Source organism: Streptomyces roseicoloratus, assembly GCF_004117935.1.
Classification (GTDB): domain Bacteria; phylum Actinomycetota; class Actinomycetes; order Streptomycetales; family Streptomycetaceae; genus Streptomyces; species Streptomyces roseicoloratus.
In genome coordinates, this window is the sequence record NZ_SDOY01000008.1 from 1 (window position 1) to 25,321 (window position 25,321).

The window sequence follows — 25,321 nt, forward strand, 5'->3', positions numbered from 1 at the left end:
CAGTGGCTTGCCGCCGCCGAGGAGCAGGGCTACCGCGCGCCCGCCGCCGCGCTGCCCGCGCTGCTCGACGCCGCCCGTGCCCGCACCGACCTGCGCCCCCAGGCGCTGGCCTTCGCCGGGCCGCGCGGACTGTGGCTGGCCCGGCTGAACCCGGAGTGGAGGTTCGCGCTGCGCGGAGCGGCCGGCGGCGGTGCGGGAGGCGCGCTGCCCGACCCGGCGGACGGGGACGCGGTCCTGGCGCTGTGGGAGGAGGGCCTGTTCGCCGAGCGGGTCGCGCTGCTCGCCGCCGTACGGGCCGGCGACCCGGCGCGGGGCCGGGCCCTGCTCGCCTCGACCTGGGGCACGGAGCGGGCCGAGGACCGGCTGATGTTCCTGGACTCGCTGCGGGCGGGGCTCGGCCCGGCGGACGAGGAGTTCCTGGAAGCGGCCCTGTCCGACCGCAGCCGGAACGTCCGCGCGACGGCGGCCGAACTGCTCTCCGCGCTTCCGGCGTCGGCGCTCGCGGCGCGGATGGCCGAGCGGGCCGCGTCGTGCGTGTCCCTGGACCGTACGCAGGGGGCGGAGACGATCGTCGTGGAGGCGCCGCACGAGTGCGACGCGGGCATGCGGCACGACGGGGTGGTCCCCACGCCGCCCTCCGGTCGCGGCGAGCGGGCGTGGTGGCTGGGCCAGGTGGTGGAGGCGGCGCCGCTGGACTGCTGGGCCGCGCGGTTCGGCGGGCGCGGCGCCGAGGAGATCGTCGCCCTGCCGGTCACGGACGACTGGCGGGCGGAGCTCCACGCCGCCTGGTGCCGCGCGGCGGTCCGCCAGCGGAACGCGGACTGGTCACGCGCCCTGCTCGGCTCCCCGGCGGCCCCGCAGGCCGGCGGCCCCGGCACCTCGTCGTTCGCCGAGCGGGCCCAGCTCCTCTCGGTCCTCGCGGACGAGGAGCGGGCGGTCTGGGTCGCGTCCTTCATAGCGGCCCACGGCCTGTCGGAGGCCTTCCAGCTGCTCGGCGTGTGCGCGGTGCCGTGGGCGGAGCCGCTGGGCCGCGCGGTCGTCGACGCCCTCGACATCGCACGCGACGCGGGCAGCTACCCGTGGAGCTTCAGTGGGGTGATGGGCCTCGCCGAGCGCTGTCTGTCCCCGGCCGCGGCTCCCCAGCTGGCGGCCCTCACCGCCCTGTCCGCCGAACCGGAGGACGCGTCCCCGGGCGCCGCCGGCTACTGGTCCGAGGCCTTCCAGCGCCTGGTGTCCACCCTGGAGCTCCGGGCCGCGATGCACGCGGAGCTGTGCCCCGGCGAGGACGGCGGCCGGGCAGCGTGAAGCCGCCCGGCCCGGCCCGTGCGCACCGGACGGCGACGGTCAGGCGGCCACGCGCACGTTCGCGTTGACCCAGTCCACGATGGAGGCGGTCGTCGCGCCCGGCGTGAAGATCGCCGCCACGCCCTTCTCCTTCAGCGGGGCGATGTCCGCGTCCGGGATGATGCCGCCGCCGAAGACCTTGATGTCCTCCGCGTCGCGCTCCTTGAGGAGCTCGAGCACCTTCACGAACAGCGTGTTGTGCGCACCCGAGAGGATCGACAGACCGATGGCGTCGGCGTCCTCCTGGATGGCGGTGTCCACGATCTGCTCGGGCGTCTGGTGGAGCCCGGTGTAGATGACCTCCATACCGGCGTCGCGCAGCGCGCGAGCGATCACCTTGGCCCCGCGATCGTGGCCGTCGAGACCCGGCTTGGCGACCACCACGCGGATCGGACCGGTCACACCCATCACTGCCTCCACATGCGACCCCCGCGCTTCGTTGCCGGGGAGGTGAACGAACGTTATCGCCAGCATCCCGCACGCGCCCGTTTCGCGGTGGACAGCGAGGGGGAAATCACACGTGGGACATTGTTCGCTCCGGCGCACCGCCGTACCGGACGGAGGTCGGCGATGGAGTTCCTCCCCACCGCGTTCGCCGACCGGATGAAGGCCACCGCCCTGGAGCTCGCCGTCCTCGCGGGACATCTGGTTCTCTACCCCTCCGGGCTCGTGGGCGAACGTCGCGTCGCGCCTCCCGCCCCCGAGGGCGACGGCCCCCGCGCGGGCGCCCGTCCCGTGGTGCTGCTGCACGGCTTCGTCGACAACCGCTCGGTCTTCGTCCTGCTGCGCCGCGCCCTCGCCCGGCACGGCCGTGACAGCGTCGAGGCGCTCAACTACTCCCCGCTCACCTGCGACCTGCGCGCCGCCGCCGAGCTGCTCGGCCGCCGGGTGACGGAGCTGCTCGACCGCACCGGCCACACCGAGGTCGACCTCGTGGGGCACAGCCTCGGCGGGCTCATCGCCCGCTACTACGTCCAGCGCCTGGGCGGTGACGCCCGGGTGCGCACGCTCGTCATGCTGGGCACGCCGCACTCGGGCACCACCTTCGTGCCGCTGGCCGTGGCGGACGCCCATCCACTGGTGCGCCAGATGCGGCCCGGTTCCGAGGTGCTGCGCGAGCTCGCGGGCCCGGCACCCGGCTGCCGCACCCGTTTCGTGAGCTTCTGGAGCGATCTGGACCAGGTGATGGTCCCGGTGGAGACGGCCCGGCTGGACCACCCGGACCTGATCGTCCGCAACGTGCGCGTCAGCGGCATCGGGCACCTCGCGCTGCCGGTGCATCCCACGGTCGCGTCCGGCATCCTCCACGCCCTGGACGACGACACGCCGGCCGAGGACGCGCCGGACGGTTCGGCGGGCACGGCCTCGGTCGCCTGACGACCACGCCGACCGCCGCCTCGACCACCCGACGACCACGGCCGCGGCCACGACCCCGCCCCTACCCCTGCCCCCTGCCCCGCCTCTGCCCCTACCTCTGTCCTGCCCCGGCCACGACCCGCCGTGACGACCACGGCCCCGGGCGCCCGAGGGCCCGCCAGAGCGTTTCCGTTCTTCGAACGTTCTTCGAACACAGAGCCAAGGCTCTCCCCACAACCCGCCGAAAGGCGGCCGATTGCCCGTTTCCTGGCGGCTCGAAACCCTCCGAAGATTGTCCGCCGCGCGTACCGCCGGGTACAGTCACGCCACTGCTTGACCCCCTGCTGCCGAGGCGAGAGAGAAGTTGGTGAACGACCAGCACCCCCACGCCGGGTACGTCACGGACGCCACCCAGACCACGGGCAGCTTCGCCGTCGACCCGCTGTTCGGCACCTACGACGCCGGTTACGACGCAGGTCAGAGCCAGCAGAACGGTTACGCCGACTACAGCGCCGGATACGGCGGCCACACCGGGTACGCCGAGCAGAGCGGCTACGCCACCGCCGACCACGGCGGTCAGGCCCAGTGGGACACCGGCTCCTACGGCTCGTACACGGCCACCGGCCAGTGGGACGCCACCGCCTGGACCGAGGCCCAGCAGGCCGGCCCGTACGAGGTCGCGGCGCAGTTCACCTCGTACGACTCCACGGGCACCGGCCAGTGGACGACTCCGGCGGGCTACGAGACCGGCGCCTACGACGCCACCGCCTGGAACCAGGTCGCACCCGAGCCGGTCGTCCCGCACCAGTACAGCCCGGACCAGACGGCGCAGTACTCCACCGCGGAGTTCTCCACGGCCGAGTTCTCCGGCGGCGACTTCTCCGCGCCGGAGTTCGCCACCACCGAGTACCCGAGCTCGTCGTACGACGCCGACGGCGGCTACGCCCAGGACACGGCGTACGACGGCGGCGCCTACGACACGGCCTACGACGAGCCGGAGCGGGCGGCCGACACCTTCCACGACGCCGAGACCATGGTCGCCCTGGAGCTCGACACCACCGAGCTCGACGCGGACCGTGCGACGGCCCCGGGCGCCGAGCTCCCCGCCCGCCCCGTGCGGCGCTCCGGCGGCAGCCGCGGCCGGCGCCGTACGCCCGCGAAGCGCTCCGCGCTCCTCACGGTCGCCGTCCCCTCCGCCTGCGTGATGGGCGTCGCCGGCATCGCCGCCGCCTCCGTGAGCGGCCTCACCGACGGCGCCGCCGACACCAAGGACGACACGACCTCCCTCGCCGCCGCCGACCCCGCCTCCGTGAAGCAGGTCGCCGCCAACAGCAAGCTGGACACCCAGCTCGCCGCGCTCAGCGCCGACGCCCGCGACTTCGGCGACCGCGCGAGCCGCACCCAGGAGCGCATCGACCTGAAGCTGCGCCAGGAGGCGGAGAAGAAGAAGCGCGAGGAGGAGGCGGCCCGCCGCGAGGCCCTGCGCCCCAAGTTCATGCTCCCGGTGAAGCTGCACCAGCTCAGCGCCCGCTACGGCCAGTCCGGCGTCAACTGGATGTCCGTGCACACCGGCATCGACTTCCCCGTCCAGTACGGCACGCCCGTGATGGCCGCGACCGACGGCACCGTCCGCACCCAGTGGAACAGCGCCTACGGCAACATGGCGATCGTGACCGCCCCGGACGGCACCGAGACCTGGTACTGCCACCTCAGCAGCACCAAGATCCGCTCCGGCAAGGTCAAGGCCGGCGAGGTCATCGCGTACTCCGGCAACTCGGGCAACTCCACCGGCCCGCACCTCCACTTCGAGGTCCGGCCCGGCGGCGGCTCGGCGATCGACCCGCTGGCCTGGCTCCGCAGCCACGGTCTCGACCCGACCAGCTGAGCCGCGCACGCGAGCGACCGGCTCCGCGTCACGGACACCGCAGAGGGGCCCCGGCCGTATCGGCCGGGGCCCCTCCCGTTGCGTCCGCGCGCCTACGGCCCGACGACGGCCTCGGCTACAGCTTCTCCACCGGCGCGTACCGCAGCAGCAGGCGCTTCGGCTTCTCGTCGCCGAAGTCGATCGTCGCCTGTGCGTCGGCGCCCGCGCCCTGCACCGCCATGACGGTGCCGAGGCCGAACTGGTCGTGGGTGACCCGGTCGCCGACCTGGAGGGTGATCACCGGCTTGTCGGTCGTACGCCGGGTGGCGAAGCCCGAGGGGCCGGAGCGGGAGCGGGAGGAGGACAGCGACGAGGTGATGCCCGAGGTCGGCCCGGCGGGCTTGGCCATCGGGCCGGTCCGCTTCCAGTCCAGGTACGCGGGCGGGATCTCCTCCAGGAAGCGCGAGGCCGGGTTGTACGAGGGCTGGCCCCAGGCGCTGCGCATCGCGGAGCGGGTCAGGTAGAGGCGCTCGCGGGCGCGGGTGATGCCCACGTACGCCAGGCGCCGCTCCTCCTCCAGCTCCTTGGTCTGGCCGAGGGCGCGCATGTGCGGGAAGACGCCGTCCTCCATGCCGGTCAGGAAGACGACCGGGAACTCCAGGCCCTTGGCGGTGTGGAGGGTCATCAGCGTGATGACGCCGGCGCCCTCCTCGTCCTCGTCGGGGATCTGGTCGGAGTCGGCGACGAGCGCGACCTGCTCCAGGAACTCGGCGAGCGAGCCGCCCTCTTCACCGCGCTCCTGCTCGAACTCCAGGGCAACGGCGGCGAGTTCCTGGAGGTTCTCGATGCGGGTCTCGTCCTGCGGGTCGGTGGAGGCCTGCAACTCTGCGAGGTAGCCGGTCCGTTCGAGCACGGCCTCCAGGACCACGGCGGGTCCGGCGCCCGAGTCGACGATGGTGCGCAGCTCCTCCATGAGGGTGTTGAAGCGCTTGACGGCGTTGGCGGAGCGGGCCGCCATGCCGTACGCCTCGTCGACCCGCCTGAGGGCCTGCGGGAAGGTGATCCGCTCGCGGAGCGCGAGAGCGTCGATCATCGCCTCGGCGCGCTCGCCGATGCCCCGCTTGGGCACGTTGAGGATGCGGCGCAGCGGCACGTTGTCCTCGGGGTTGGCGAGGACGCGCAGGTAGGCGAGGACGTCGCGGACCTCCTTGCGCTCGTAGAAGCGCACGCCGCCGACGACCTTGTAGGGAAGTCCGACGCGGATGAAGATCTCTTCGAAGACGCGGGACTGGGCGTTGGTCCGGTAGAAGACGGCGACGTCGCCGGCCTTGGCGTCGCCCGCGTCGGTGAGCCGGTCGATCTCGTCGGCGACGAACTGGGCCTCGTCGTGCTCGGTGTCGGCGACGTAGCCGGTGATCTGCGCGCCGGCGCCCGCGTTCGTCCACAGGTTCTTCGGGCGGCGGGACTCGTTGCGCTCGATGACGGCGTTGGCGGCGGACAGGATCGTCTGGGTGGAGCGGTAGTTCTGCTCCAGGAGGATCGTGGTCGCGTCCGGGTAGTCCTCCTCGAACTGGAGGATGTTGCGGATGGTCGCGCCGCGGAAGGCGTAGATCGACTGGTCGGCGTCGCCGACGACGCACAGCTCGGCCGGGGCGAGGTCCTCGTAGCCGGTGCCGACGAGCTCGCGGACGAGGGTGTACTGGGCGTGGTTGGTGTCCTGGTACTCGTCGACCAGGACGTGGCGGAAGCGGCGGCGGTAGTGCTCGGCGACGTCCGGGAAGGCCTGGAGCAGGTGGACCGTCGTCATGATGATGTCGTCGAAGTCCAGCGCGTTGGCCTCGCGCAGACGGGCCTGGTACATCCGGTAGGCCTCGGCGAGCGTCTTCTCGAAACCGTCGGCGGCCTGGTCGGCGAAGGTCTCCTCGTCGATCAGCTCGTTCTTCAGGTTGGAGATCTTGGCGCTGAAGGACTTCGGCGGGAACTTCTTCGGGTCGAGGTCCAGGTCGCGGCAGACCAGCGCCATGAGCCGCTTGGAGTCGGCGGCGTCGTAGATCGAGAAGGAGGACGTGAAGCCGAGCTTCTTGCTCTCCCGGCGCAGGATGCGCACGCAGGCGCTGTGGAAGGTGGAGACCCACATGGCGTTGGCGCGCGGGCCGACGAGCTGCTCGACCCGCTCCTTCATCTCGCCGGCGGCCTTGTTGGTGAAGGTGATCGCCAGTATCTGGCCGGGGTGGACGTGCCGGGTGGCCAGGAGGTGGGCGATGCGGTGGGTGAGCACCCGGGTCTTGCCGGAGCCGGCGCCCGCGACGATGAGCAGCGGGGAGCCGGTGTGGACGACGGCGGCGCGCTGCTGCTCGTTCAGCCCGTCCAGGAGCGCGGCGGCGTCCACGACGGGCCGGTGGGCGCCGTCGCGGTAGTACGTGTCCCGGTCGGCCGGGGGCGCGTCGAAGTGGTCCCCGAAGAGGTCGTGCGGAACCTCCTCCGCGGCCGGGGCGCCGTGCTCGTCCTCGGGCAGGGGCGGAGGCTCCTCCGAGGAGTGGTTCTGGAGGCTCGCCAGGAAGCTGTCGTCAAAGAGGCTGTTGCTCATCGCCTCACGAGTCTAGGACGCCGGACTGACAGTCCGCTCCCGTCCCCCGAAGTGACCGTGAACTCACGGAGGGCGACGCTCCGCTTCAGGTCACGAAAATGTATCGGACATAAGGCGCACCGGCCTTCCCAGGCGTCCCGGCGCTCGCTAGCGTGCTCGCCCAAGCAGCCCGTCCCCTACCGCTCTCCACCGTCGGCGAACAACGCCGAGCGGGCAGCCCACGCCGAACCGGGCTCCGCCCCACGCCACTTGGGCCCGCAGGCCGGCGTCCACGGAAGGAGATGCCGGCCTTGGCGACCCATCGCAAGCCGCGCACCACCCGCCCCCACTCCCCCGCCGTCGGCGTCACGACGGCCGCGCTCGCCTCCGTCACGCTGCTGTCCGGGCAGAGCGCCCAGGCGGCGCCCACGGCGCCTGCGCCCAAGCCGACGGTCGAGGAGATCCAGAAGAAGGTCGACCGGCTGTACCGGGAGGCCGGCGTGGCCACCCAGGAGTACGACCGCGCCAAGGAGGCCACCGACCGCAAGCGGCGCGAGGTCGACCGGATCCTCGACGACATGGCCCGGCGCACCGAGGAGATCAACACCGCGCGCCGCGCCCTCGGCTCGTACGCCGCGGCCCAGTACCGGGCGGGCGCGGTCGGCCCGACCGCGACCCTGATCTTCGCGGACAGCCCGCAGGACTACTTCGACCAGACCCACCTCATGGACCGGCTCTCCGAGCGGCAGCGCACGGCGGTCGCGGAGTACGAGAACCGCCGCGCGGCCGCGGCGAAGCAGCGGACCGAGGCCACCCGGCGGCTCACCGAGCTGACCGCCTCGCAGAAGGAGCTGAGCGCGAGCAAGCGGACCGTGCAGCGCAAGCTCGCGGAGGCCCGCACGCTGCTCGCGCGGCTGACGGCGGAGGAGAAGGCCCGGCTCGCGGAACTGGAGCGCAAGCGGGAGGCCGAGGCCCGGCGCAAGGCGGAGGAGCGGGCGAAGGCGGAGGCCGAGCGCCGGCGCCGGGAGGCGACCAGGCCCACGCCCGCCCCGACGCCCACGCCCACCACGCCACCGCCGACCGGCGGCTCCTCTTACGCGGCGAAGGCCGCCGAGGCGCTGGCCTTCGCCCGGGCCCAGATCGGCAAGCCGTACGTCTGGGGCGCGACCGGCCCCAGCTCGTACGACTGCTCCGGCCTCACCCAGGCCTCCTGGCGCGCGGCGGACGTCGACCTGCCCCGCACCACCTGGGACCAGGTGAAGGTCGGCACCCGGGTCGCCACGGCCGACCTGCTCCCCGGCGACCTCGTCTTCTTCTACGACGACATCAGTCACGTGGGCATCTACATCGGCGACGGCAGGATGATCCACGCGCCGAAGCCGGGCGCCTACGTGCGCGAGGAGTCGATCTACTACATGCCGATCTACGGCAGCGTGCGCCCGGCCTGAGCCGACGGCCGGCTGGGGGGATGGCCGGCGGTCGGCGGGCGGCGGGACGGCGGGGCGGCTACCGGCTGGTCGGCCGGTCGTCGGCCGGCGGGTGGCTGCCAGCGGGTCGGCCGGTCGCCATCCTCGGCCGGCGGGCGGCAGCCGGCCGGTCGGTCGGCTGGTCGGCCGGTCGGCCGGTCGGTCGGCTGGTCGGCCGGTCGGCCGGTCGGCTGGTCGGCCGGTCGGCTGGTCGGCTGGTCGGCGTCAGACCCAGAGGGTGGCGATGAAGATGTTCGCCATGGTCAGGCCGCCGACCGCGCCGAAGAGGGCCTTGTCGACCTTCTCCTCGTCGCGCTTGACGTAGACCAGGCCGAGGATGACGACCAGGATCGCGAGCTTCACACCGATCTTGACGTGGTCGACCGTGTGCCCCTCGGCCTGGTGTATGCCGACCAGGGCGATGCCCGTGACGAGCATGGTCAGGGCGCCGTGCAGCATCGCCGGGGTGAAGCGGGCCGTGCCGGCACCCATCGCCTTCATCTGGGTGAGGAACCCGCCGAGCAGCGCGCCGATTCCGATGATGTGCAGGGCGACGAAGACATGAATGAGGACGTCCATATGGCGGAGCCTAACCGGGGCCATAGCACCGGCCCCGGGCCGGGTCCACCTTCTCCCGCGCATCGGTCAGCGGGCTGCCGGAAGGGCCGTCCCGGCATCGCCCCGGCCGAACGGGAACGGTCCCGTCGTGTCATCCCGCGCCAATAGCGGTCAACGACGGCCTCCGCACAGCGGCCGGGTTTAGCGTCCTCCCCCAGGTGGCCGGCTCCCCACCACCGCCGCACCCCGGCGGCTGCCGGCCGCCCCCGCCGAGGAAACCGGCGGCGGCCCGTCTCCCCTGTGCGGGCCGTCTCCGGCCCCGGCGGGCAGCGTCCCCCACAGGGAGAGGATGTGACCCGCCCTCGTGGCAGCACACCGCAAGCCCAGGCAGTCCCCGTTCGGCGGCCAGGCCGTCCGCACCGCCGCCACCCTCGCCCTCGCCTCCGCGGCCACCGCGACCGTCTTCGAGGGATCCGGCCACGCCGCGCCCAGACCCACCCCCGCGCAGGTCAAGGCCGAGGTCGACCGGCTCTACGAGGAGGCCGAGGTCGCCACCGAGAAGTACAACGGGGCGAAGGAGCGGGCGGACACGGCGCGGGCCGCGTTCGACCGCCTGCGCGACGAGGCCGCCCGCAGGACCGAGCGGCTCAACCGCTCCCGCGACGCCCTCGGCGCCGTCGCCGCCGCGCAGTACCGCTCCGGCGGGCTCGACCCGGCGATCCAGCTCGCGCTGACCTCGGACCCGGACCAGTACCTGGAGCGGGCCGCGCTCGCCGAGAAGGCCGGGGACCGGCAGGCCGCCGCCGTCACCGCCGTACGGCGTGAGCTCGCCGCCGTACGGCAGCTCCGCGCCCGGTCGGAGGGCCGGCTGCGCGAGCTGACCGCGCACGAGACGGAGCTGCGGCGGCAGAAGGCCGCCGTCCAGGGCAGGCTGAACGCCGCCCGGACCCTGCTCGCCCGGCTCACCGCCGAGGAACGGGCCCGCTACGACGCGGCCGTGGCCGCCGGGAGTCACGACGGCGCGGGCGGTGCGACGGCGTCCGACCGGGCCGACCGGGCCGCCGCCTCGGTCCGCGGTCCGATCGGACCGGCGACCGGGCGGGCCGCCGCGGCCATCGCCTTCGCCCGGGCGCAGATCGGCAAGCCGTACGTGTGGGGCGCGACCGGGCCGTCCGCCTACGACTGCTCGGGTCTCACCCAGGCGTCGTGGCGCGCGGCCGGCGTCTCGCTGCCGCGCACCACGTACACCCAGATCAACGCCGGCCGCCGGGTCTCCCGCTCCGAACTGGCCCCGGGCGACCTGGTCTTCTTCTACTCCGGCATCAGCCACGTCGGCCTCTACATCGGCGGCGGGCAGATGATCCACGCACCCCGCCCGGGCGCGCCGGTGCGGATCGCCCCGATCGACGAGATGCCCTTCGCGGGCGCCACCCGGGTCGGCTGACCGGCCGGACACGGGCCGGGGGCGGGCCGGGGCGCTACACCAGGCGGCGGGCGGTCGCCCAGCGGGTCAGCTCGTGGCGGTTGGACAGCTGGAGCTTGCGCAGCACCGCCGAGACATGGGACTCGACCGTCTTCACCGAGATGTACAGCTGCTTGGCGATCTCCTTGTACGCGTAGCCCCGGGCGATCAGCCGCAGCACCTCGCGCTCCCGCTGGGTGAGCCGGTCCAGGTCCTCGTCCACGGGCGGGGCGTCCGTCGAGGCGAAGGCGTCGAGGACGAAGCCGGCCAGGCGCGGGGAGAAGACGGCGTCGCCCTCCTGGACCCGGAAGATCGAGTCGACCAGGTCGGTGCCGGTGATGGTCTTGGTGACATAGCCTCGGGCGCCGCCCCGGATCACCCCGATCACGTCCTCGGCGGCGTCGGAGACCGACAGCGCCAGGAAACGGACCGGATCCTCGGCCGCCGCCATCAGTCCTGCGCACCGGCGCAGCACCTCGACACCGCCGCCGCCCGGCAGGTGGACGTCGAGGAGGACGACCTCGGGGCGGGTCGCGGTGATCACGGTGACCGCCTGGTCCACGTCGGCGGCCTCGCCGACCACCTCGACGCCCGTGACGTCCGTCCGGCCGATCTCGGCCTGCACGCCCGCACGGAACATCCGGTGGTCGTCGACGAGCACGACGCGCACCCGGCGCTCCGCGTCCCGCGCCTCCCCGCTTCCGGTCACGGTCTCGTCGCTCATCCGTCCGCCCTCTCCATCTCCAGCTCCACTTCGGTGCCCCCGCCCGGCACGGCCCTCAGCCGCGCCGATCCGCCGTTGCGCTGCATCCGGCCGATGATCGATTCTCGTACGCCCATGCGGTCGTCCGGTACCGCGTCCAGGTCGAATCCGGGGCCGCGGTCCCGCACGGACACGAAGACCGTGCGGCCGTCCACCTCTGCGTAGACCTGGACCGGGCCGCCCTCGCCACCGTACTTCGCGGCGTTGACCATCGCCTCGCGCGCGGCCTGCATCTGCGCGCCCAGTTTCTCGTCGAGCGGGCAGTCGCCGACGACCACGACCTCCAGCGGGACGCCGTGCTTGTCCTCCACCTCGGCCGCGGACCGCTTGACGGCCTCGGCGAGCGTGGCCGGCTCCTCGTCCTCGTCCTTGCCGGTGCCCTCCGGCCTGTACAGCCAGTTCCGCAGCTCCCGCTCCTGGGCGCGGGCGAGCCGGCGGACCTCGCCGGGGTCCTCGGCATTGCGCTGGATCAGGGTGAGGGTGTGCAGCACGGAGTCGTGGACGTGGGCGGCGACCTCGGCGCGCTCCTGGGCGCGGATGCGCAGCGTCCGTTCCTCGCTGAGGTCCTGCGACATCCGCACCAGCCAGGGCCCGGCGAGCAGGGCTATGCCGGTGAGCACCGCGACGGCGGCGGTCAGGGCCGTGCCGAGCTGGGCGACCGAGCCGCGGACCACGATGAAGACGGCGAGGCCGGTGCCGACCAGGGCGACGCCGACGAGGCCGCGCACCAGCTGGAGGACGCGGCGCCTGCGGCCGGGATCGGTCCAGCTGGCCCGCCGCGCGTTGTCGGCCTGCCGCCAGACGAGGACGACGCCGACGCCGATCAGCAGGGAGGGCCAGACGTAGCGGCCGGCCTGCCGGTCGACGTTGACGTTGCCGACGAAGACGGACACGCCGATCGCGAGCGCGATCAGCGCGAAGACCTGGCCGCGGTCGGGCTTGCGGAGCCGCTTGCTGCCGTCCGGCATGGTCTCGAAGACCGGGCGGGGCGCGGAGCGGCCGCCGACGCCGAGCGGGACGACGATCCAGAACACCGCGTACAGCAGCGCGCCGAGCCCGTCCGCGAGCATGAGCGCGACGAAGAACGCGCGCACCCAGATCACGGGCAGGCCGAGGTGCCCGGCGAGGCCGCGGGCGACACCGCCGAGCCACCGGCCGTCGGCGCTCCGGTAGAGCCTGCGCACGGGCGGTTCGTCGAGGTCGGTGACACGAGCGGCTGCGGACATGTACCGATCGTCACACGTCCGGCCGCCCCCGGACATCAGGGTCGGCCCGGATATCGGCCCCGGAACCGTCTCGGGGTCGACACGCCGCGGAAGATCAGGGTCAAGGCAGGGTCGATCCCGGTGCCGCGGGGCGTCACGGGCGGTCACCATGGACCCATGACGAGTTCGACGCCCTCGCAGCACGAGGCCCCGCCGCCGGCGGAGGCCCGCTCCGCCCCGCCGCTGCGCCGCTCGCGCGGACAGAAGGTCGTGGCCGGCGTGTGCGGCGGCCTCGGCCGGTACTTCGACCTGGACCCGGTGATCTTCCGCGTCGCGCTGGGCGTGCTCGCGGCGACGGGCGGCATAGGGCTGATCTTCTACGGCTTCGCGTGGCTGGCGGTCCCGCTCGCGGACGAGGAGGAGAACGAGGGTCGCAGGCTGCTCACCGGCCGGGTCTCGGGCTCGTCGCTGTCCGCGGTGCTGATGGCGCTGGTGGGCAGCGGGATCTTCCTCTCGATGCTGCGCAACGGCGGGACGATGGCCTTCGCCCTCGTCCTCACGCTCGGCGTGAGCGGCGCGGCGGTCTGGTCGCGGCGGCGGCCCGCGGTCGCCGCGACGGCCGAGGAGGGCGGCCGGATAGACCCGGCCGCGGCGCTCGCGGTCGCGGAGGCGCCGCCGGAGACCAAGGCGCCGCCGCTGCTGGTGGAGCGGCCGTCGTGGTGGCGGGACCCGATCGTCAAGGACGGCTCCACCGGCAAGGTGGCCATCGGCTACCTGTGGGGCCCGCACGGGATCGTCGACAGGGACGGCAAGGTCAACGGTGAGGTGCCCAAGCCCGGCGGACAGTGGGGGACGCCGGTCGACGACCCCGTCCGCCCGGTGCCGTCCGTCCGGACCGACAGCCGGCCGGTGTCCGTCGGCGGACTGGTCTTCCTGCTCGCCCTGCTGGCGGGCGGACTGGGCACGGGCCTGTCGTGGGAGGGGCATCCGCTGGGCACGAGCCTGCAGATCGGTCTGGCGGCCGCGCTCGGTGTGATCGGTCTGGGCCTGCTGGTCAGCAGTTTCCTCGGGCGCACCGGATTCGGGACGCTCTGCCTCATGGTCCTCACCGCGGGCCTGCTCACGGTCGCCTCGGCGCTGCCGAAGGAGATCTCCACGGTCTGGGCGCGGGAGACCTGGCGCCCGGCGACGGTCGCGGCGGTGCAGCCGCAGTACGAGCTGGGCACCGGCGTCGGCACCCTGGACCTGTCCCACCTCGTCGTCCCGGCCGGGACGACAGTCTCGACACGGGTGGGGATCGGCGCGGGCAAGGTGAAGGTGATCGTGCCGCGGAACGCCACGGTGACGCTGCGCGCCCGCGTGGGCCTCGGCGACCTGATGCTGCCCCCGGAGCACGTGGCCCGTCCCCCGGCCGCCCCGGCCGCCCCGACGGCCCCGACCGCTCCCTCGGCCCCGGCGGCCCCGGCCGCCCCGACGGCCCCGACCGCTCCCTCGGCCCCGGCGGCCCCGACCGCCCTGTCGGCACCGACCGCCCCTGCGGCCCCGGGGACACCGGTGCCGCCCGCGCGGTCCTCGGACGGGCCGGCGGTGGACGTCGCGCCAACGGTGGCCGTCGCCCTGCCCGCGGCGTCTGCCCCGGTCACGCCCGCCGCGCCGACCGTCGCTCCGCCCGTCCCGCCGACGCTCGCGCCGCCCGAGCCGACGGCGGAGCCGGCGGGTGACATCGACATCGCGCCGGATCTCGACGAGACCCGGACGCTCGTTCCGCCTCCCGGAGTCACACCGGGCGGCACCGTCGACCTCTTCCTCGAGGTCGGTCTCGGACAGGTGGAGGTCGTCCGTGCTGCTGCATGAGTTCCGCCCGGGCCGGATGGTCCTGGGCCTGGCCGCCCTGGCCCTCGCGGCCCTGTTCCTGGGAGACGCGGCAGGCGCCTGGTCCACCGCCTGGTACGTGGTGGTGCCGGTCCTCTGCGGAGGTCTCGTCCTCGCCGCCCTCGTCTCCTGGTCGGCCTATCTCATACGCCGGCGGTCGGCGAGGAGAGCGTCCAGCGAGAGCACGGGAGCACCGGCGAGCAGCAGCGGCAGCCAGGCCATGAGGTAGGCGAGGTCGTTGCCGTAGTAGTACGGCTGCACCTGCCAGCTGACGGTCAGCCACAGGCTGAGCGAGATCAGCGCGCCGCCGAGCGCGGCGACCCGGGCGAAGAGTCCGAACAGGGTGCCGAGGCCGACGACGAGCTCGCCGAGCGCGATGGCGTAGCCGAAGCCGACCGGGCTCTTCAGGGCCAGGTCGACGAGGGCGGGGATCGCCGAGGTGTCGCGGACGCCCCGCATGATCTCGCCGATGGACTCGGGTCCGGTGTCCGCCAGGAAGGAGGAGTCGGTCAGCTTGTCGAGACCGGCGTAGATGAAGGTGACCCCGAGGAAGATCCGCAGGGGGACGAGCGCGTAACGGGTGGCGAGGGCCTTCCAGCCGTCGAGCCCGCCGAAACGACCCGCCCCGCCGGCGCCACCCGCCCCCCCGGTACCGCCGGTACCGCCGGTACCGCCGGTGCCGCCGGTGCCGCCGGTGCCGCCGGTGCCGCCGGTGCCGCCCGGCCGGTCCCCGGAGCCGGAGCCCTCGCCGCCCGTGGTTCTGTCCGTACGTCCCGTCATGTCCGGCCGCCTCTCGTGCCCCGTGCCCGTCTCCCGGGAATGATTCTCCTCGGATTCCCTGTGCGAGGACATTCCCGGGACGGGGAGTGTGCTCCCCCGAGGGGCGCCGGCCGGGTCCGGACCGGTCGAGGACATCGGTGGCGGCCGGACCGGTCGAGGCGTCGGTGGCGGCCGGACCGGTCGAGGCGTCGGTGGCGTCCGGGTCAGTCGAGGACGTCGATGGTGACGCGGTTGGTCTCGACTCCGGCGGCCGTCACCACCGACACGTCCACCCGGCCCGGTTCCACGTCCGCCGGGAGCGGGACGGTGAGGGTGGTGTCGGTCGGGTTGGCGAAGCCGCCCGGCACGGGGACGAGCGGGACGTGGGCGTGGACGGGGCCGATCCGGACGACGAGCCGGGTCAGCGGTTCGGGCGCGGCCGCTCCCGGCGGGACGAAGCCGCTGCCGCGGATCTCGATGTCGTCGCCGGTGCGGATCGGTGCGTCGAGGTCGCCGGCCTCGCGGGCCCGGACGACCGAGAAGATCTTGGGCCGCCCGCCCTGGACGCTCTTCCCGGCGAGCAGGCAGGTCGCCGAGACGGCGACGAGCAGCACGAGCGCCCAGGGCAGCTCGGGCAGCCGGTCCGGGGCGCGGCACAGCCGGACGGCCGCGACGACGAGGACGGCGGCGGAGACGAGTACGTACTGGACGTCGGTGAGGTCGGCCCGGCCGTCGTCGTCGCACAGCAGGTCGGCCGGGCGCGGCCGGTCGGCGCGGACCTTCTGCAGCCGCCGGGCGGCCACCCGCAGCGCCACGATCAGCCGGGCGGTCACGGCGCTCCAGCCGACCAGGAGCAGCACCACGAGGAGCCCGGCGCCGCGCCGCAGTCCCAGGTCCACGGAGGTCGCGCCGCCCGCCAGGAGGAAAGAGAGGTGGAGTACGGCGAAGACGGCGAGCAGGAGCCAGCCAGCGGCGACGGTGCGGGAGGTGGAGAGCCGGTTGTCCTCGCCGAGGAGCGGGGCCAGGACCCCGCCCCGGTCGCGGTGCAGCCGGGCCGCGGCGGTCAGGGCACCGGCGAGCAGGACGGCGGCGGCGAGCCCCGCGGTGCGGGTGCCGGTCCAGCCGCCGCCGAGGGCCGTGAGCGCCTGCCCGAGGAGCAGGGCGAGGACGCCGCCCCACACGGCGGCGAGGGTGCCGCGGTACACCCGGCCGTGCCGGGCCGCGCCGGCCTCGAGGTCGCGGGTGGTGACGGTGCGGGCGGACTGGGCGAGTTCGTCGGAGACCCACTGGCGGGAGGCGACGGGCGAGTGGGCGAGCGCCGCGGGCACGCCGTGCCCGGCGGCCAGTTCGTCACGCCGGGCGAGGAAGGCGGCGACGGCGCGCCGGTGGCCGGAGCGTCCGCAGTGCGGGCAGCCGCCGCCCTCCGCGTCCGCCCCGCACTGTCTCGCTACTTGCACCGCCACTGCGCCGCCCCCTTCCCGTTCGCTCAACTGGTTCGGTCAACTGGCTTTCGATTCTTGGGAATTGTTCCGCACACCGTGCCGCGAGCGGGGTCCGGCGACCCTCACGCGAGGGTGATTGAAGAGTCATCACATTGACGGAAAGACGTGTTCTACGACAGGAGTTCGGGATCCGTGCGGCTGATCCGCCGCCACAGTGGCTGGTAGTTGATCCATGCCACCAGGTCGTTGCCGAGCTGTTCCCGGGTGGCGACGGCGTCCCGGTGGTCGATGAGCACCGGCTTGCCCGCGGCCCGGGCGGTCAGCTGCACCTGGGCGCACCGCTCCATGGCGATGAACCACCAGGCGGCCGCGTCGACCGACGAACCGACCGTGAGCAGCCCGTGGTTGCGCAGCACGATCGCCTTGAAGGAGCCGAGCGCGACCGCGATCCGCCGGCCCTCCTCGGGGTCGACCGTGACTCCGGTGTAGGCGTCGTAGAGGGCGTGGTCCTGGTAGAAGGCGCAGGCCTCCTGGGTGATCGGGTCGATCAGTTCGCCGAGCGCGGCCAGTGCCCGCCCGTGCGGGGAGTGGGTGTGGGCGACGGCCACCACGTCGGGCCGGGCCCGGTGGACCTGGGCGTGCACGGTGAACGCGGCCTGGTTGACGTGATCGGCGCCGTACACGACCTGGCCGTCCCCGTTGACCAGGATCAGATCGCTCGCGGTCAGCCCGCCGAAGGGAGCGCCGAAGGGGTTCACCCAGAAGCAGTCGGGGTGCTCGGGGTCGCGGGCGGTGATGTGCCCGGACACGCCCTCCTCGTAACCGAACCGGCCGAAGACCCGGAGCGCGGCGGCGAGCCGTTGCTTGCGGTGGGCGCGCTCCTCCGCGGCCGTCGCGTGGACGGGCGGCATCGCGAAGTGCAGCTGGTCGACGGGCACGGGGGCCGGGGCGGGGGCCGGGACGGGCGCCGGTATCTCGCTCATGCGCGGGAAGGTAACGCCCGCCAGGTCAACTCACCAGATCCCGTACGGAAATGCGCCACGCCACCGACGGGCGCCACGGCCGGTCACCACCGACGGGCGCCACGGCCGGTCACCACCGACGGGCGCCACGGCCGGTCACCACGGCCGAACCCGCCGACGGGCCCACCGGCGGGCGCCGTCGCCAAGCGTCACCGCCTTCCCAAGGGCCCACCTACGGCGAAGCCGCCGGCCCCCTGAAGGGGACGGCGGCCTCGGCGGCGTACGGGTGGGGTCACTCCCACTCGATGGTGCCCGGCGGCTTGCTCGTCACGTCGAGGACGACGCGGTTGACGTCGGCGACCTCGTTGGTGATGCGGGTCGAGATGCGGGCGAGCACCTCGTACGGCAGCCGCGACCAGTCGGCGGTCATGGCGTCCTCGGAGGACACCGGGCGCAGCACGATCGGGTGGCCGTAGGTGCGGCCGTCGCCCTGGACGCCGACGGAGCGGACGTCGGCGAGCAGCACGACCGGGCACTGCCAGATCTCGCGGTCGAGACCGGCGGCCGTCAGCTCCTCGCGGGCGATGGCGTCGGCCTCGCGCAGCAGGTCCAGGCGCTCCTTGGTGACCTCGCCGACGATGCGGATGCCGAGGCCGGGGCCGGGGAACGGCTGGCGCTGGACGATCTCGTCGGGCAGGCCGAGCTCCTGGCCGACCATGCGCACCTCGTCCTTGAACAGCTGGCGCAGCGGCTCGACGAGCTCGAACTCGATGTCGTCGGGGAGGCCGCCCACGTTGTGGTGCGACTTGATGTTGGCGGTGCCGGTGCCGCCGCCGGACTCGACGATGTCCGGGTAGAGGGTGCCCTGGACGAGGAACGCGACCTCGGGGCCCTCCTCCTGGAGGATCTCCAGCTGCGCCTGCTCGAAGACGCGGATGAACTCCCGGCCGATGATCTTGCGCTTGGTCTCCGGGTCGGAGACGCCGGCGAGCGCGTCGAGGAACCGCTCCTGCGCGTCGACGACCTTCAGGTTGGCGCCGGTGGCGGCCACGAAGTCCTTCTCGACCTGCTCGGTCTCGCCCTTGCGCATCAGGCCGTGGTCGACGTAGACGCAGGTGAGCTGCGAGCCGATGGCCTTCTGCACGAGCGCGGCGGCCACGGCGGAGTCGACGCCGCCGGACAGACCGCAGATGGCGCGCTTGTCGCCGACCTGGGCGCGGATGGCCGCGACCTGCTCCTCGATGACGTTGCCGGTGGTCCAGGTGGGCTCGATGCCGGCGCCGCGGTAGAGGAAGTGCTCCAGGATCTGCTGGCCGTGCGTGGAGTGCAGCACCTCGGGGTGGTACTGGACGCCGTAGAGCTTCTTCTCGTCGTTCTCGAAGGCGGCGACCGGCACGACGTCGGTGGACGCGGTGACGGTGAAGCCCTCGGGCGCGGCGGAGCAGGCGTCGCCGTGCGACATCCACACGGACTGCTCGACCGGCGTGCCCTCGAAGAGGGTCGACCCGGCCTTGCTGACGTGCAGCGGCGTACGGCCGTACTCACGGGCGCCCGTGTTGTCGACGGTGCCGCCGAGGGTGGTCGCCATCAGCTGGAAGCCGTAGCACATGCCGAAGACCGGGACGCCGGCCTCGAAGATCGCGCGGTCGAGCCGCGGGGCTCCCTCGGCGTACACCGAGGAGGGGCCGCCGGAGAGGATGATCGCCTTGGGGTTCTTGGCCAGCATCTCGGCCACCGGCATGGTGGACGGGACGATCTCGCTGTAGACCCGCGCCTCACGGACGCGACGGGCGATGAGCTGGGCGTACTGGGCGCCGAAGTCGACAACGAGGACTACGTCCGGGTTGGTGACGTCGGGCGCGGCAGCGGGGGGCGCTGATGACACTACGGCGGCCTTCCGGCGGTAGGAGCGGTTCCCCCGACAGGGGGGTTATTTGTCGATTCTACCGGCGCGCCGGTGGCGCGATTCGTCTCACCATCCGAAGCGACGTGGCCTTCGTCTCACCATCCGAACCCGGTTGGTCCGGCCCGCTCGGCCGGGTCCATACTGTGCCCATGCGCAAGCACCAGACCTTCGTCTTTACCTATGGCAACCGGCCCACCGGCTGCCATGGTCGTGCTGCTTGAGCAACTGACAAGCGACTTCCCAGGCGCCCCGGGCCGACAAGGCCCGGGGCGCCTGGCGTTTCCCGGGCCGCACCGCCCCGGGGCATCCCGAGACCACCGCGACCGCCGGGATCACAGATCACCGAGATCACCGAGATCCGCGAACCGACACGAGGAGCCCCGCATGACCGCCACGACCCCGACCGCCGCCGCCCCGGCCGCCGCCGCCCCGGCCGCCACGACCCGGATCGAGAAGACCGGCGCCCGCACCGACGAGGCCGCGGCCGTGATCGGTGACGCCCGGGAGCGCATCGACGCGCTCGACGACCGGATCATCGGTCTGATCCAGGAACGGATGGCCGTCTCGGCCGTCATCCAGGAGGCCCGGATCTCCTCCGGCGGCCGCCGGGTGAACCTGGCGCGCGAGATGGAGGTCCTCGGCCACTACCGCGACGCGCTGGGCAAGCCGGGCACGGCGCTCGCGATGACGATGCTCGAACTCTGCCGCGGCCGCATCTGACGGCCGGCGCGCGTGTGAGTGCCGTCCCGTACCCGAGTTCGGTCGCACCCTCACCCGTACGGCGCGTGACCGCGCGCCGAGCCGGTTCGTTGGTCGTGATGTCCGTGCCAGCCAGGGGCGGGCCCGAGTTAAAGACCACGCGTGGCTTCGCTGGGGCGTGTGACGCATCTCTGGTGCGTCGTGGGACCTCGCCCCAGCGCGTGTGACCGGACGGCAGGGGACAGCAGCCCGGTCACCCAGAAAGGGCGGTCGGTCCCGGGGACGCCCGGGGCCGACCGCAACCGGCCGAACGACCAGAGACTCCCGTCGACCCCACCGTCCCTCCTCCCCACCCCCGTGCCCCCGCACTCCCCGCATTCCCCCCAGGGCCCCGCGCGCGACCGGAATCGCGCCGCGGGGCCTCTGCGTTGCCCGCCCCCGTGAGACGTGACGCGCGTCACATAAAGATCTCGTGAGAGGGCTACAACCAATCCCCCAGGTCACCGGTCATCTATGCAGCACCACCCAGAAGCTGGAGGGGCGCTGCACTCGGAGGGGGGTGCAGCGCCCTTTCCGCTTTTCTGGAACCTCTCCGGGTCACCCGTCGACGCCCGCACGGCGCCCGGGCTCCCCCGGCGGTTCTCAGCCCTTCCCCGCTCTCCTCCGCTCTCCTCCGCCCTTCTCCGCTCTCCTCCGCTCTCCTCCGCCCTTCTCCGCTCTCCTCCGCCCTTCCGCCCTTCTCCAGCCCTTCTCAGCCCTTCTTCTTCGGCGGGACCGCCGGCATCCCCAGGAACGGCAGCCGCAGCGCGCCGAAGGCCTCCGCCGGGACCGCGGGCGACTTCGGCTCGACCGGCGCCAGCCGGACGTAGGCCTCGCCCTGGCGCGGGCGCCGGTCCTCCTCGCCCTTGTTGGGCCAGAAGGACATGGCGCGCTCGGCCTGTGCCGTGATCGTCAGCGACGGGTTGACGCCGAGGTTGGCGGAGACCGCCGCGCCGTCGACGACGGAGATGCCCGGGTGGCCGTAGAGGCGGTGGTACGGGTCGATCACGCCGGCGTCCGCGTCCGCGCCGATCGGGCAGCCGCCGAGGAAGTGGGCGGTGAGCGGGGTGCCCATGAGCTCGCCGATGTTGGAGCCGGCGAAGCCGTTGATCTCCTCGGCCATCAGGGAGGCGGCGCGGGTCGCGGCCTGGATCTGGGTCGGGTTGGGCGCGCCGTGGCCCTGACGGGCGGTGAGCAGGCCCTTCCCGAGGCCGCCGGGCTTGCGGTAGGTGGTCAGCGAGTTGTCCAGGGACTGCATGACCAGGCCGATGATGGTGCGCTCCGACCAGCGGCGGTTGGACAGCGAGCGCGCGGCGAGCGCGGGGTGCTTGAGGATCTCGAGGAACCACCTGCGGACCCGGTGCGCGCCGTAGGGCACCTGGAGGACGGTCATGCCGCCCATGGAGTTGGAGCCCTTGCCGTAGCGGACCGGCTCGATGTGGGTGTTCTCGTCCGGGTGGATGGACGAGGTGATCGCCACGCCCTTGGTGAAGTCGACGCGGTCCTTGCCGTGCCGCTTGCGGTAGCGGCGGTCGGTGGTCTGCGAGCCGACGAGGGCCTCGGAGTTGGTGCGGGTGAGCTCGCCGAGGCGGCGGGAGATCCCGGGCAGCAGGCCGGTGTCCTTCATCCGGTGCAGCAGCGTCTGCGTGCCGTAGGTGCCGGCCGCGAGCACCACCCGACGGGCGGTGAAGGTGCGGCCCGCGCCCTTCTTCCGGTTGTCGGTGGGCAGCGTCTTCACGGCGTAGCCGCCGCGCGCGTCCTCGGTGACGGCGACGACCGTGGTCATCGGGTGGACGACGGCGCCGGCCTTCTCGGCGAGGTAGAGGTAGTTCTCGTTGAGGGTGTTCTTGGCGCCGTGCCGGCAGCCGGTCATGCACTCGCCGCACTCGGTGCAGGCCTTGCGGGAGGGGCCCGCGCCGCCGAAGTACGGGTCGGCGACCTCTCCGCCCGGCTTCGCCCGCGCCTTCTCCGAGCCGTCGGCGTCGGAGCCGTCGCCGAAGAAGACGCCGACCGGCGCCATGTGGAAGGTGTCGCCGATGCCCATCGCCTGGGCGGTGGCCTTCAGGTGCACGTCGGACGGCGTCATGGTCGGGTTGAGCCGGACGCCGAGCATCCGCTTGGCCTGGTCGTAGTACGGGGCGAGCTCGGCGCGCCAGTCGGTGATGTCCTTCCACTGCGGGTCGTCGAAGAACGGCGCCAGCGGCTCGTAGAGGGTGTTGGCGTAGTTGAGGGAGCCGCCGCCGACGCCGGCGCCCGCGAGCACCATGACGTTGCCGAGCAGGTGGATGCGCTGGATGCCGTAGAGGCCGAGGGCGGGCGCCCACAGGAACTTCTTCAGGTCCCAGGAGTTCTTCGGCAGGGTCTCGCGGGTGTAGCGGCGGCCGGCCTCCAGGACGCCGACCCGGTAGCCCTTCTCGGTGAGGCGGAGAGCCGTGACCGAGCCTCCGAAGCCGGAGCCGACGACGACGACGTCGTAGTCGCAGTCGTGGTCGTCGTCGTACGAACCGTCCTCGTCGTACGCGCCGTCCTCGGCCTGATTCTGGGCAGGGGGTACCGCGGTCATGGCTCTCCTCGTACGAGAAAGGATGCTGCGAAATCGGGTGCGGGGCGGCGAGGCCGGGGGGCGGGGCGGGGCGGGGGGTCAGCGCAGGCGCAGGGCCTTCATCGCCTTCAGGGACGCGCTCATGAAGGCCGCGTACTTCTCGTCGTCCATCCCGAAGGACGGCGCGAGCGGAATCAGCCGCTGCTGGGCGACGGTCTGGGCCTCGGTGAACTTGAGGATGCCCTCGGAGCCGTGCCGCCGGCCGAGGCCGGAGTCCTTCATGCCGCCCATCGGGGCGCGGACGCTGCCGTACGCGGGCGCGTAGCCCTCGTTGATGTTGACGGTTCCGGTACGCAGCCGGCGGGCGACGGCGTGACCGCGGCGGGAGTCACGGGTCCAGACGGAGGAGTTCAGGCCGTACGGGGTGGCGTTGGCCAGTTCGACGACCTCGTCCTCGTCGGAGAAGCGGTAGATCGAGACGACCGGGCCGAAGGTCTCCTCGGTACAGACCGCCATCGGGGCCTGGACGCCGTCGAGGATGGTCGGCTCGTAGAACAGCGGGCCGATGTCGGGGCGGGCGACGCCGCCGGCGACGACCTTGGCGCCCTTGGCGACGGCCTCCTCGACGTGCCGGGTGACGGTCTCCAGCTGGCGCTCGCCGACCAGGGAGCCCATGTCGGCGCCGTAGGCGAGGGAGTTGCCGAGCCTCATCGCCTTGGTGCGGGCGGCGAAGCGCTCGACGAAGGCGTCGGCGACCGACTCGTGCACGTAGAGGCGCTCGATGGAGATGCACAGCTGGCCCGCGGAGGAGAAGCAGGCGCGGACGGCGCCGGCCGCGGCCTTCTCGATGTCGGCGTCCTCGAGCACCAGCATGGCGTTCTTGCCGCCGAGCTCCAGCGTGACGCCGACGAGACGGGCGGCGGCGCCCTGGGCGACCTCGCGGCCGGTCCGGGTGGAGCCGGTGAAGGACACGTAGTCGGCGTGCCGGACGACCTCGGGGCCGACGACCGGGCCCTCGCCGATGACGACCTGGAAGACCTCGGCGGGCAGTCCGGCCTCGATGAGCAGGTCGCGGGCCCACAGCGCGGTGAGCGCGGTCTCGGTGTCGGGCTTCATGACGACCGCGTTGCCCGCGACGAAGGCGGGCAGGGCGTCGCCGACGGACAGCTCCAGCGGGTAGTTCCAGGGCGCGATCTGGCCGACGACGCCGCGCGGCTGGCGCAGCTCGGTGACCTTGGTGAGGGTCGGGACGACGCCGGTGTGGCGCTTGGCGCGGAGATAGGCGGGCGCCTTGCGGCCGTAGTGGCGGGCGGCGACGGCGACCGACAGGACCTCCTCGTGGGCGTGCAGGCGCGCCTTGCCGGTCTCCAGCTGGATCAGGTCGAGGATCTCGCCCTGCCGCTGGAGGACCAGGTCGTGGAAGCGCAGCAGCACGGCCGCCCGGGCCCGGACGGGCGTCGCGGCCCAGGCGCTCTGGGCGGCGCGGGCGCGGTCGAAGGCGGAGGCGACGTCCTCGGGCGTGGACTCGGGCAGGTCCGCCAGCTTGTCCCCGGTGAAGGGGGTGTGGTTGGCGGTACGGCCGGAGCCCGCGACACCGCGGGTGAGGCGGGCGACCAGCGCGGGCGTGACCACGTCGGCGGCGGTGCGCGCCCCGGCGGGCGCGGGCGCGACGGGATTGGTGCCGAGGGTGGTCGCGGCGGCGACCGGGGCCGTGGTGGCGAGTGCCTGCGAGTCCGTCATGAGGGCGAGGGTAGGGCGCATTCCGCGCTTTGGGTACCCGTCGGTAACGCGTTTTCACCCACCACTCACAACCGCGCCAGTGTTCGCTGGCACATAAGCCCTGATCAGGGGCTTACGGGGTCACCGGGCGCCCTCCAGTACTTCTTCACGATGTCGAACTGCTCACGCGTCCGCTCCCAGGTCTCCACCGGTGAGGCCATGTACAGCGCGTATTCGGTGCCGTCGTCGCCGTAGTAGACCTGGTCGATCGCGCGGCGCGGCCCGGGGAAGGTCTGCTTCTCGATCCAGGTGAACTCCCAGACGGCGGAGTTGACCTGGTCGCGGAAGGTGTTCTGGGTCAGCCTGATCCGCTGGTACTGCGCCCGCCTGGCCACGATCTTCTCCAGGTCGAGCAGGTGCATGTACGGGTTCTCGAAGTCCGGCGACGGGTCGATGCTGATCCGGATCCGGTGCTTGCCGTTGTCCGGGGTGTAGTCGATCTGGTCGCCGTCCTCCATCCGCTTCCAGCCGTCGGGGACGACCAGGCTGAACCCCTCCGGGTCCTCGACCCGGTGCCAGCCGGCCGGGACGGAGCCCTTGGCCTGATCCTTGCCGTCCTTGCCGTCCTTGCCGTCCTTGCCGCCGTCCTTGCCGCCGTCCTTGCCCGCGCCCTGGCCCTGGCCCTGGCCCTGGGTGGCGGACGTGCCGTTGCCCTGGGCGCCCGAGCCGCCCATGTGGGTCATCGCGGCGAAGACCGCGCCGCCCGCGAGCAGACCGGCGACGACGGCCGCGAGCAG

The 25,321-nt window shown here is 73.2% G+C and carries 17 protein-coding genes and 2 pseudogenes; 7 read left to right on the forward strand and 12 right to left on the reverse strand.

The genetic code is table 11. From position 1 onward, the window contains the following. Positions 1 to 1,305, forward strand: a 1,305-nt coding sequence (locus ESG85_RS00665; RefSeq protein WP_128976029.1) for a DUF5691 domain-containing protein, incomplete at its 5' end; no start/stop codon positions are given. Between the two features lie 39 nt (positions 1,306 to 1,344). On the opposite strand, the gene icmB is transcribed toward ESG85_RS00665, so the two are convergent. Next, on the reverse strand, positions 1,345 to 1,752 hold the full coding sequence (icmB, locus tag ESG85_RS00670; RefSeq protein WP_128976030.1) for a coenzyme B12-dependent isobutyryl CoA mutase small subunit: 408 nt from the start codon (positions 1,750 to 1,752) through the stop codon (positions 1,345 to 1,347). A 162-nt stretch (positions 1,753 to 1,914) separates the two neighbouring features. Here icmB and ESG85_RS00675 point away from each other — a divergent pair, with 162 nt between their 5' ends. After that, positions 1,915 to 2,721, forward strand: a complete 807-nt coding sequence (locus ESG85_RS00675) for an esterase/lipase family protein (protein WP_128976031.1) — start codon at positions 1,915 to 1,917, stop codon at positions 2,719 to 2,721. 346 nt (positions 2,722 to 3,067) lie between these two features. Next, positions 3,068 to 4,585 carry a M23 family metallopeptidase gene (locus ESG85_RS00680; protein WP_128976032.1) on the forward strand — a complete coding sequence of 506 codons (1,518 nt, stop codon included), beginning with the start codon at positions 3,068 to 3,070 and terminating at the stop codon, positions 4,583 to 4,585. A 115-nt stretch (positions 4,586 to 4,700) separates the two neighbouring features. Here the strand turns inward: ESG85_RS00680 and pcrA are convergent, their stop codons facing one another. Further along, complete coding sequence (pcrA, locus tag ESG85_RS00685; RefSeq protein WP_128976033.1) at positions 4,701 to 7,151, reverse strand: DNA helicase PcrA; 2,451 nt, start codon at positions 7,149 to 7,151, stop codon at positions 4,701 to 4,703. A gap of 281 nt (positions 7,152 to 7,432) precedes the next feature. On the opposite strand from pcrA, the gene ESG85_RS00690 reads away from it, so the two are divergent. Next, positions 7,433 to 8,578, forward strand: a complete 1,146-nt coding sequence (locus ESG85_RS00690; protein ID WP_128976034.1) for a C40 family peptidase — start codon at positions 7,433 to 7,435, stop codon at positions 8,576 to 8,578. Positions 8,579 to 8,821: 243 nt separating this feature from the next. Here the strand turns inward: ESG85_RS00690 and ESG85_RS00700 are convergent, their stop codons facing one another. Further along, entirely contained in the window at positions 8,822 to 9,175 is a 354-nt protein-coding gene (locus tag ESG85_RS00700) for a hypothetical protein (protein ID WP_128976035.1), read from the reverse strand. A gap of 343 nt (positions 9,176 to 9,518) precedes the next feature. Here ESG85_RS00700 and ESG85_RS00705 point away from each other — a divergent pair, with 343 nt between their 5' ends. Then, positions 9,519 to 10,598: a C40 family peptidase gene (locus ESG85_RS00705; RefSeq protein ID WP_128976036.1), complete on the forward strand. Its 1,080-nt coding sequence runs from the start codon at positions 9,519 to 9,521 to the stop codon at positions 10,596 to 10,598. Positions 10,599 to 10,632: 34 nt separating this feature from the next. Here ESG85_RS00705 and ESG85_RS00710 read toward each other — a convergent pair whose 3' ends face one another. Both ESG85_RS00710 and ESG85_RS00715 read right to left on the reverse strand, forming a co-directional pair. After that, positions 10,633 to 11,340 (reverse strand): LuxR C-terminal-related transcriptional regulator, encoded by a 708-nt coding sequence (locus tag ESG85_RS00710; protein WP_128976037.1) that lies wholly within the window; start codon positions 11,338 to 11,340, stop codon positions 10,633 to 10,635. Then, complete coding sequence (locus tag ESG85_RS00715; RefSeq protein ID WP_128976038.1) at positions 11,337 to 12,605, reverse strand: ATP-binding protein; 1,269 nt, start codon at positions 12,603 to 12,605, stop codon at positions 11,337 to 11,339. Before ESG85_RS00715 ends, ESG85_RS00710 begins: the two co-directional genes overlap by 4 nt. Positions 12,606 to 12,761: 156 nt before the next feature. On the opposite strand from ESG85_RS00715, the pseudogene ESG85_RS00720 reads away from it, so the two are divergent. Beyond that, a pseudogene (locus ESG85_RS00720) lies at positions 12,762 to 13,979 on the forward strand (PspC domain-containing protein); the annotation flags it as partial. Between the two features lie 615 nt (positions 13,980 to 14,594). Here the strand turns inward: ESG85_RS00720 and ESG85_RS00730 are convergent. The 4 genes from ESG85_RS00730 to guaA form a co-directional block, all read right to left on the reverse strand. Continuing rightward, entirely contained in the window at positions 14,595 to 15,236 is a 642-nt protein-coding gene (locus ESG85_RS00730) for a DoxX family protein (RefSeq protein ID WP_246094745.1), read from the reverse strand. Positions 15,237 to 15,439: 203 nt separating this feature from the next. After that, a complete protein-coding gene (locus tag ESG85_RS00735; RefSeq protein ID WP_128976040.1) occupies positions 15,440 to 16,678 on the reverse strand; it encodes a hypothetical protein in 1,239 nt (412 codons plus the stop codon). A gap of 149 nt (positions 16,679 to 16,827) precedes the next feature. Further along, on the reverse strand, positions 16,828 to 17,640 hold the full coding sequence (locus ESG85_RS00740; RefSeq protein WP_128976041.1) for a class II aldolase/adducin family protein: 813 nt from the start codon (positions 17,638 to 17,640) through the stop codon (positions 16,828 to 16,830). Positions 17,641 to 17,911: 271 nt separating this feature from the next. Continuing rightward, the gene (gene guaA / locus ESG85_RS00745) at positions 17,912 to 19,504 is read right to left on the reverse strand and encodes a glutamine-hydrolyzing GMP synthase (protein WP_128976042.1); all 1,593 of its coding nucleotides are present in this window, start codon (positions 19,502 to 19,504) and stop codon (positions 17,912 to 17,914) included. A gap of 405 nt (positions 19,505 to 19,909) precedes the next feature. Between guaA and ESG85_RS00750 the strand changes: the two genes are divergently transcribed. Beyond that, positions 19,910 to 20,245 (forward strand): chorismate mutase, encoded by a 336-nt coding sequence (locus ESG85_RS00750; protein ID WP_128976043.1) that lies wholly within the window; start codon positions 19,910 to 19,912, stop codon positions 20,243 to 20,245. A gap of 730 nt (positions 20,246 to 20,975) precedes the next feature. On the opposite strand, the gene ESG85_RS00755 is transcribed toward ESG85_RS00750, so the two are convergent. The 3 genes and pseudogenes from ESG85_RS00755 to ESG85_RS34795 all read right to left on the reverse strand — a co-directional run. Next, positions 20,976 to 22,826 (reverse strand): GMC family oxidoreductase, encoded by a 1,851-nt coding sequence (locus tag ESG85_RS00755; RefSeq protein ID WP_128976044.1) that lies wholly within the window; start codon positions 22,824 to 22,826, stop codon positions 20,976 to 20,978. Between the two features lie 78 nt (positions 22,827 to 22,904). Then, a complete protein-coding gene (locus tag ESG85_RS00760; RefSeq protein ID WP_128976045.1) occupies positions 22,905 to 24,545 on the reverse strand; it encodes a succinic semialdehyde dehydrogenase in 1,641 nt (546 codons plus the stop codon). Between the two features lie 104 nt (positions 24,546 to 24,649). Beyond that, positions 24,650 to 25,321 (reverse strand): annotated as a pseudogene (locus ESG85_RS34795) (serine/threonine protein kinase); the annotation flags it as partial.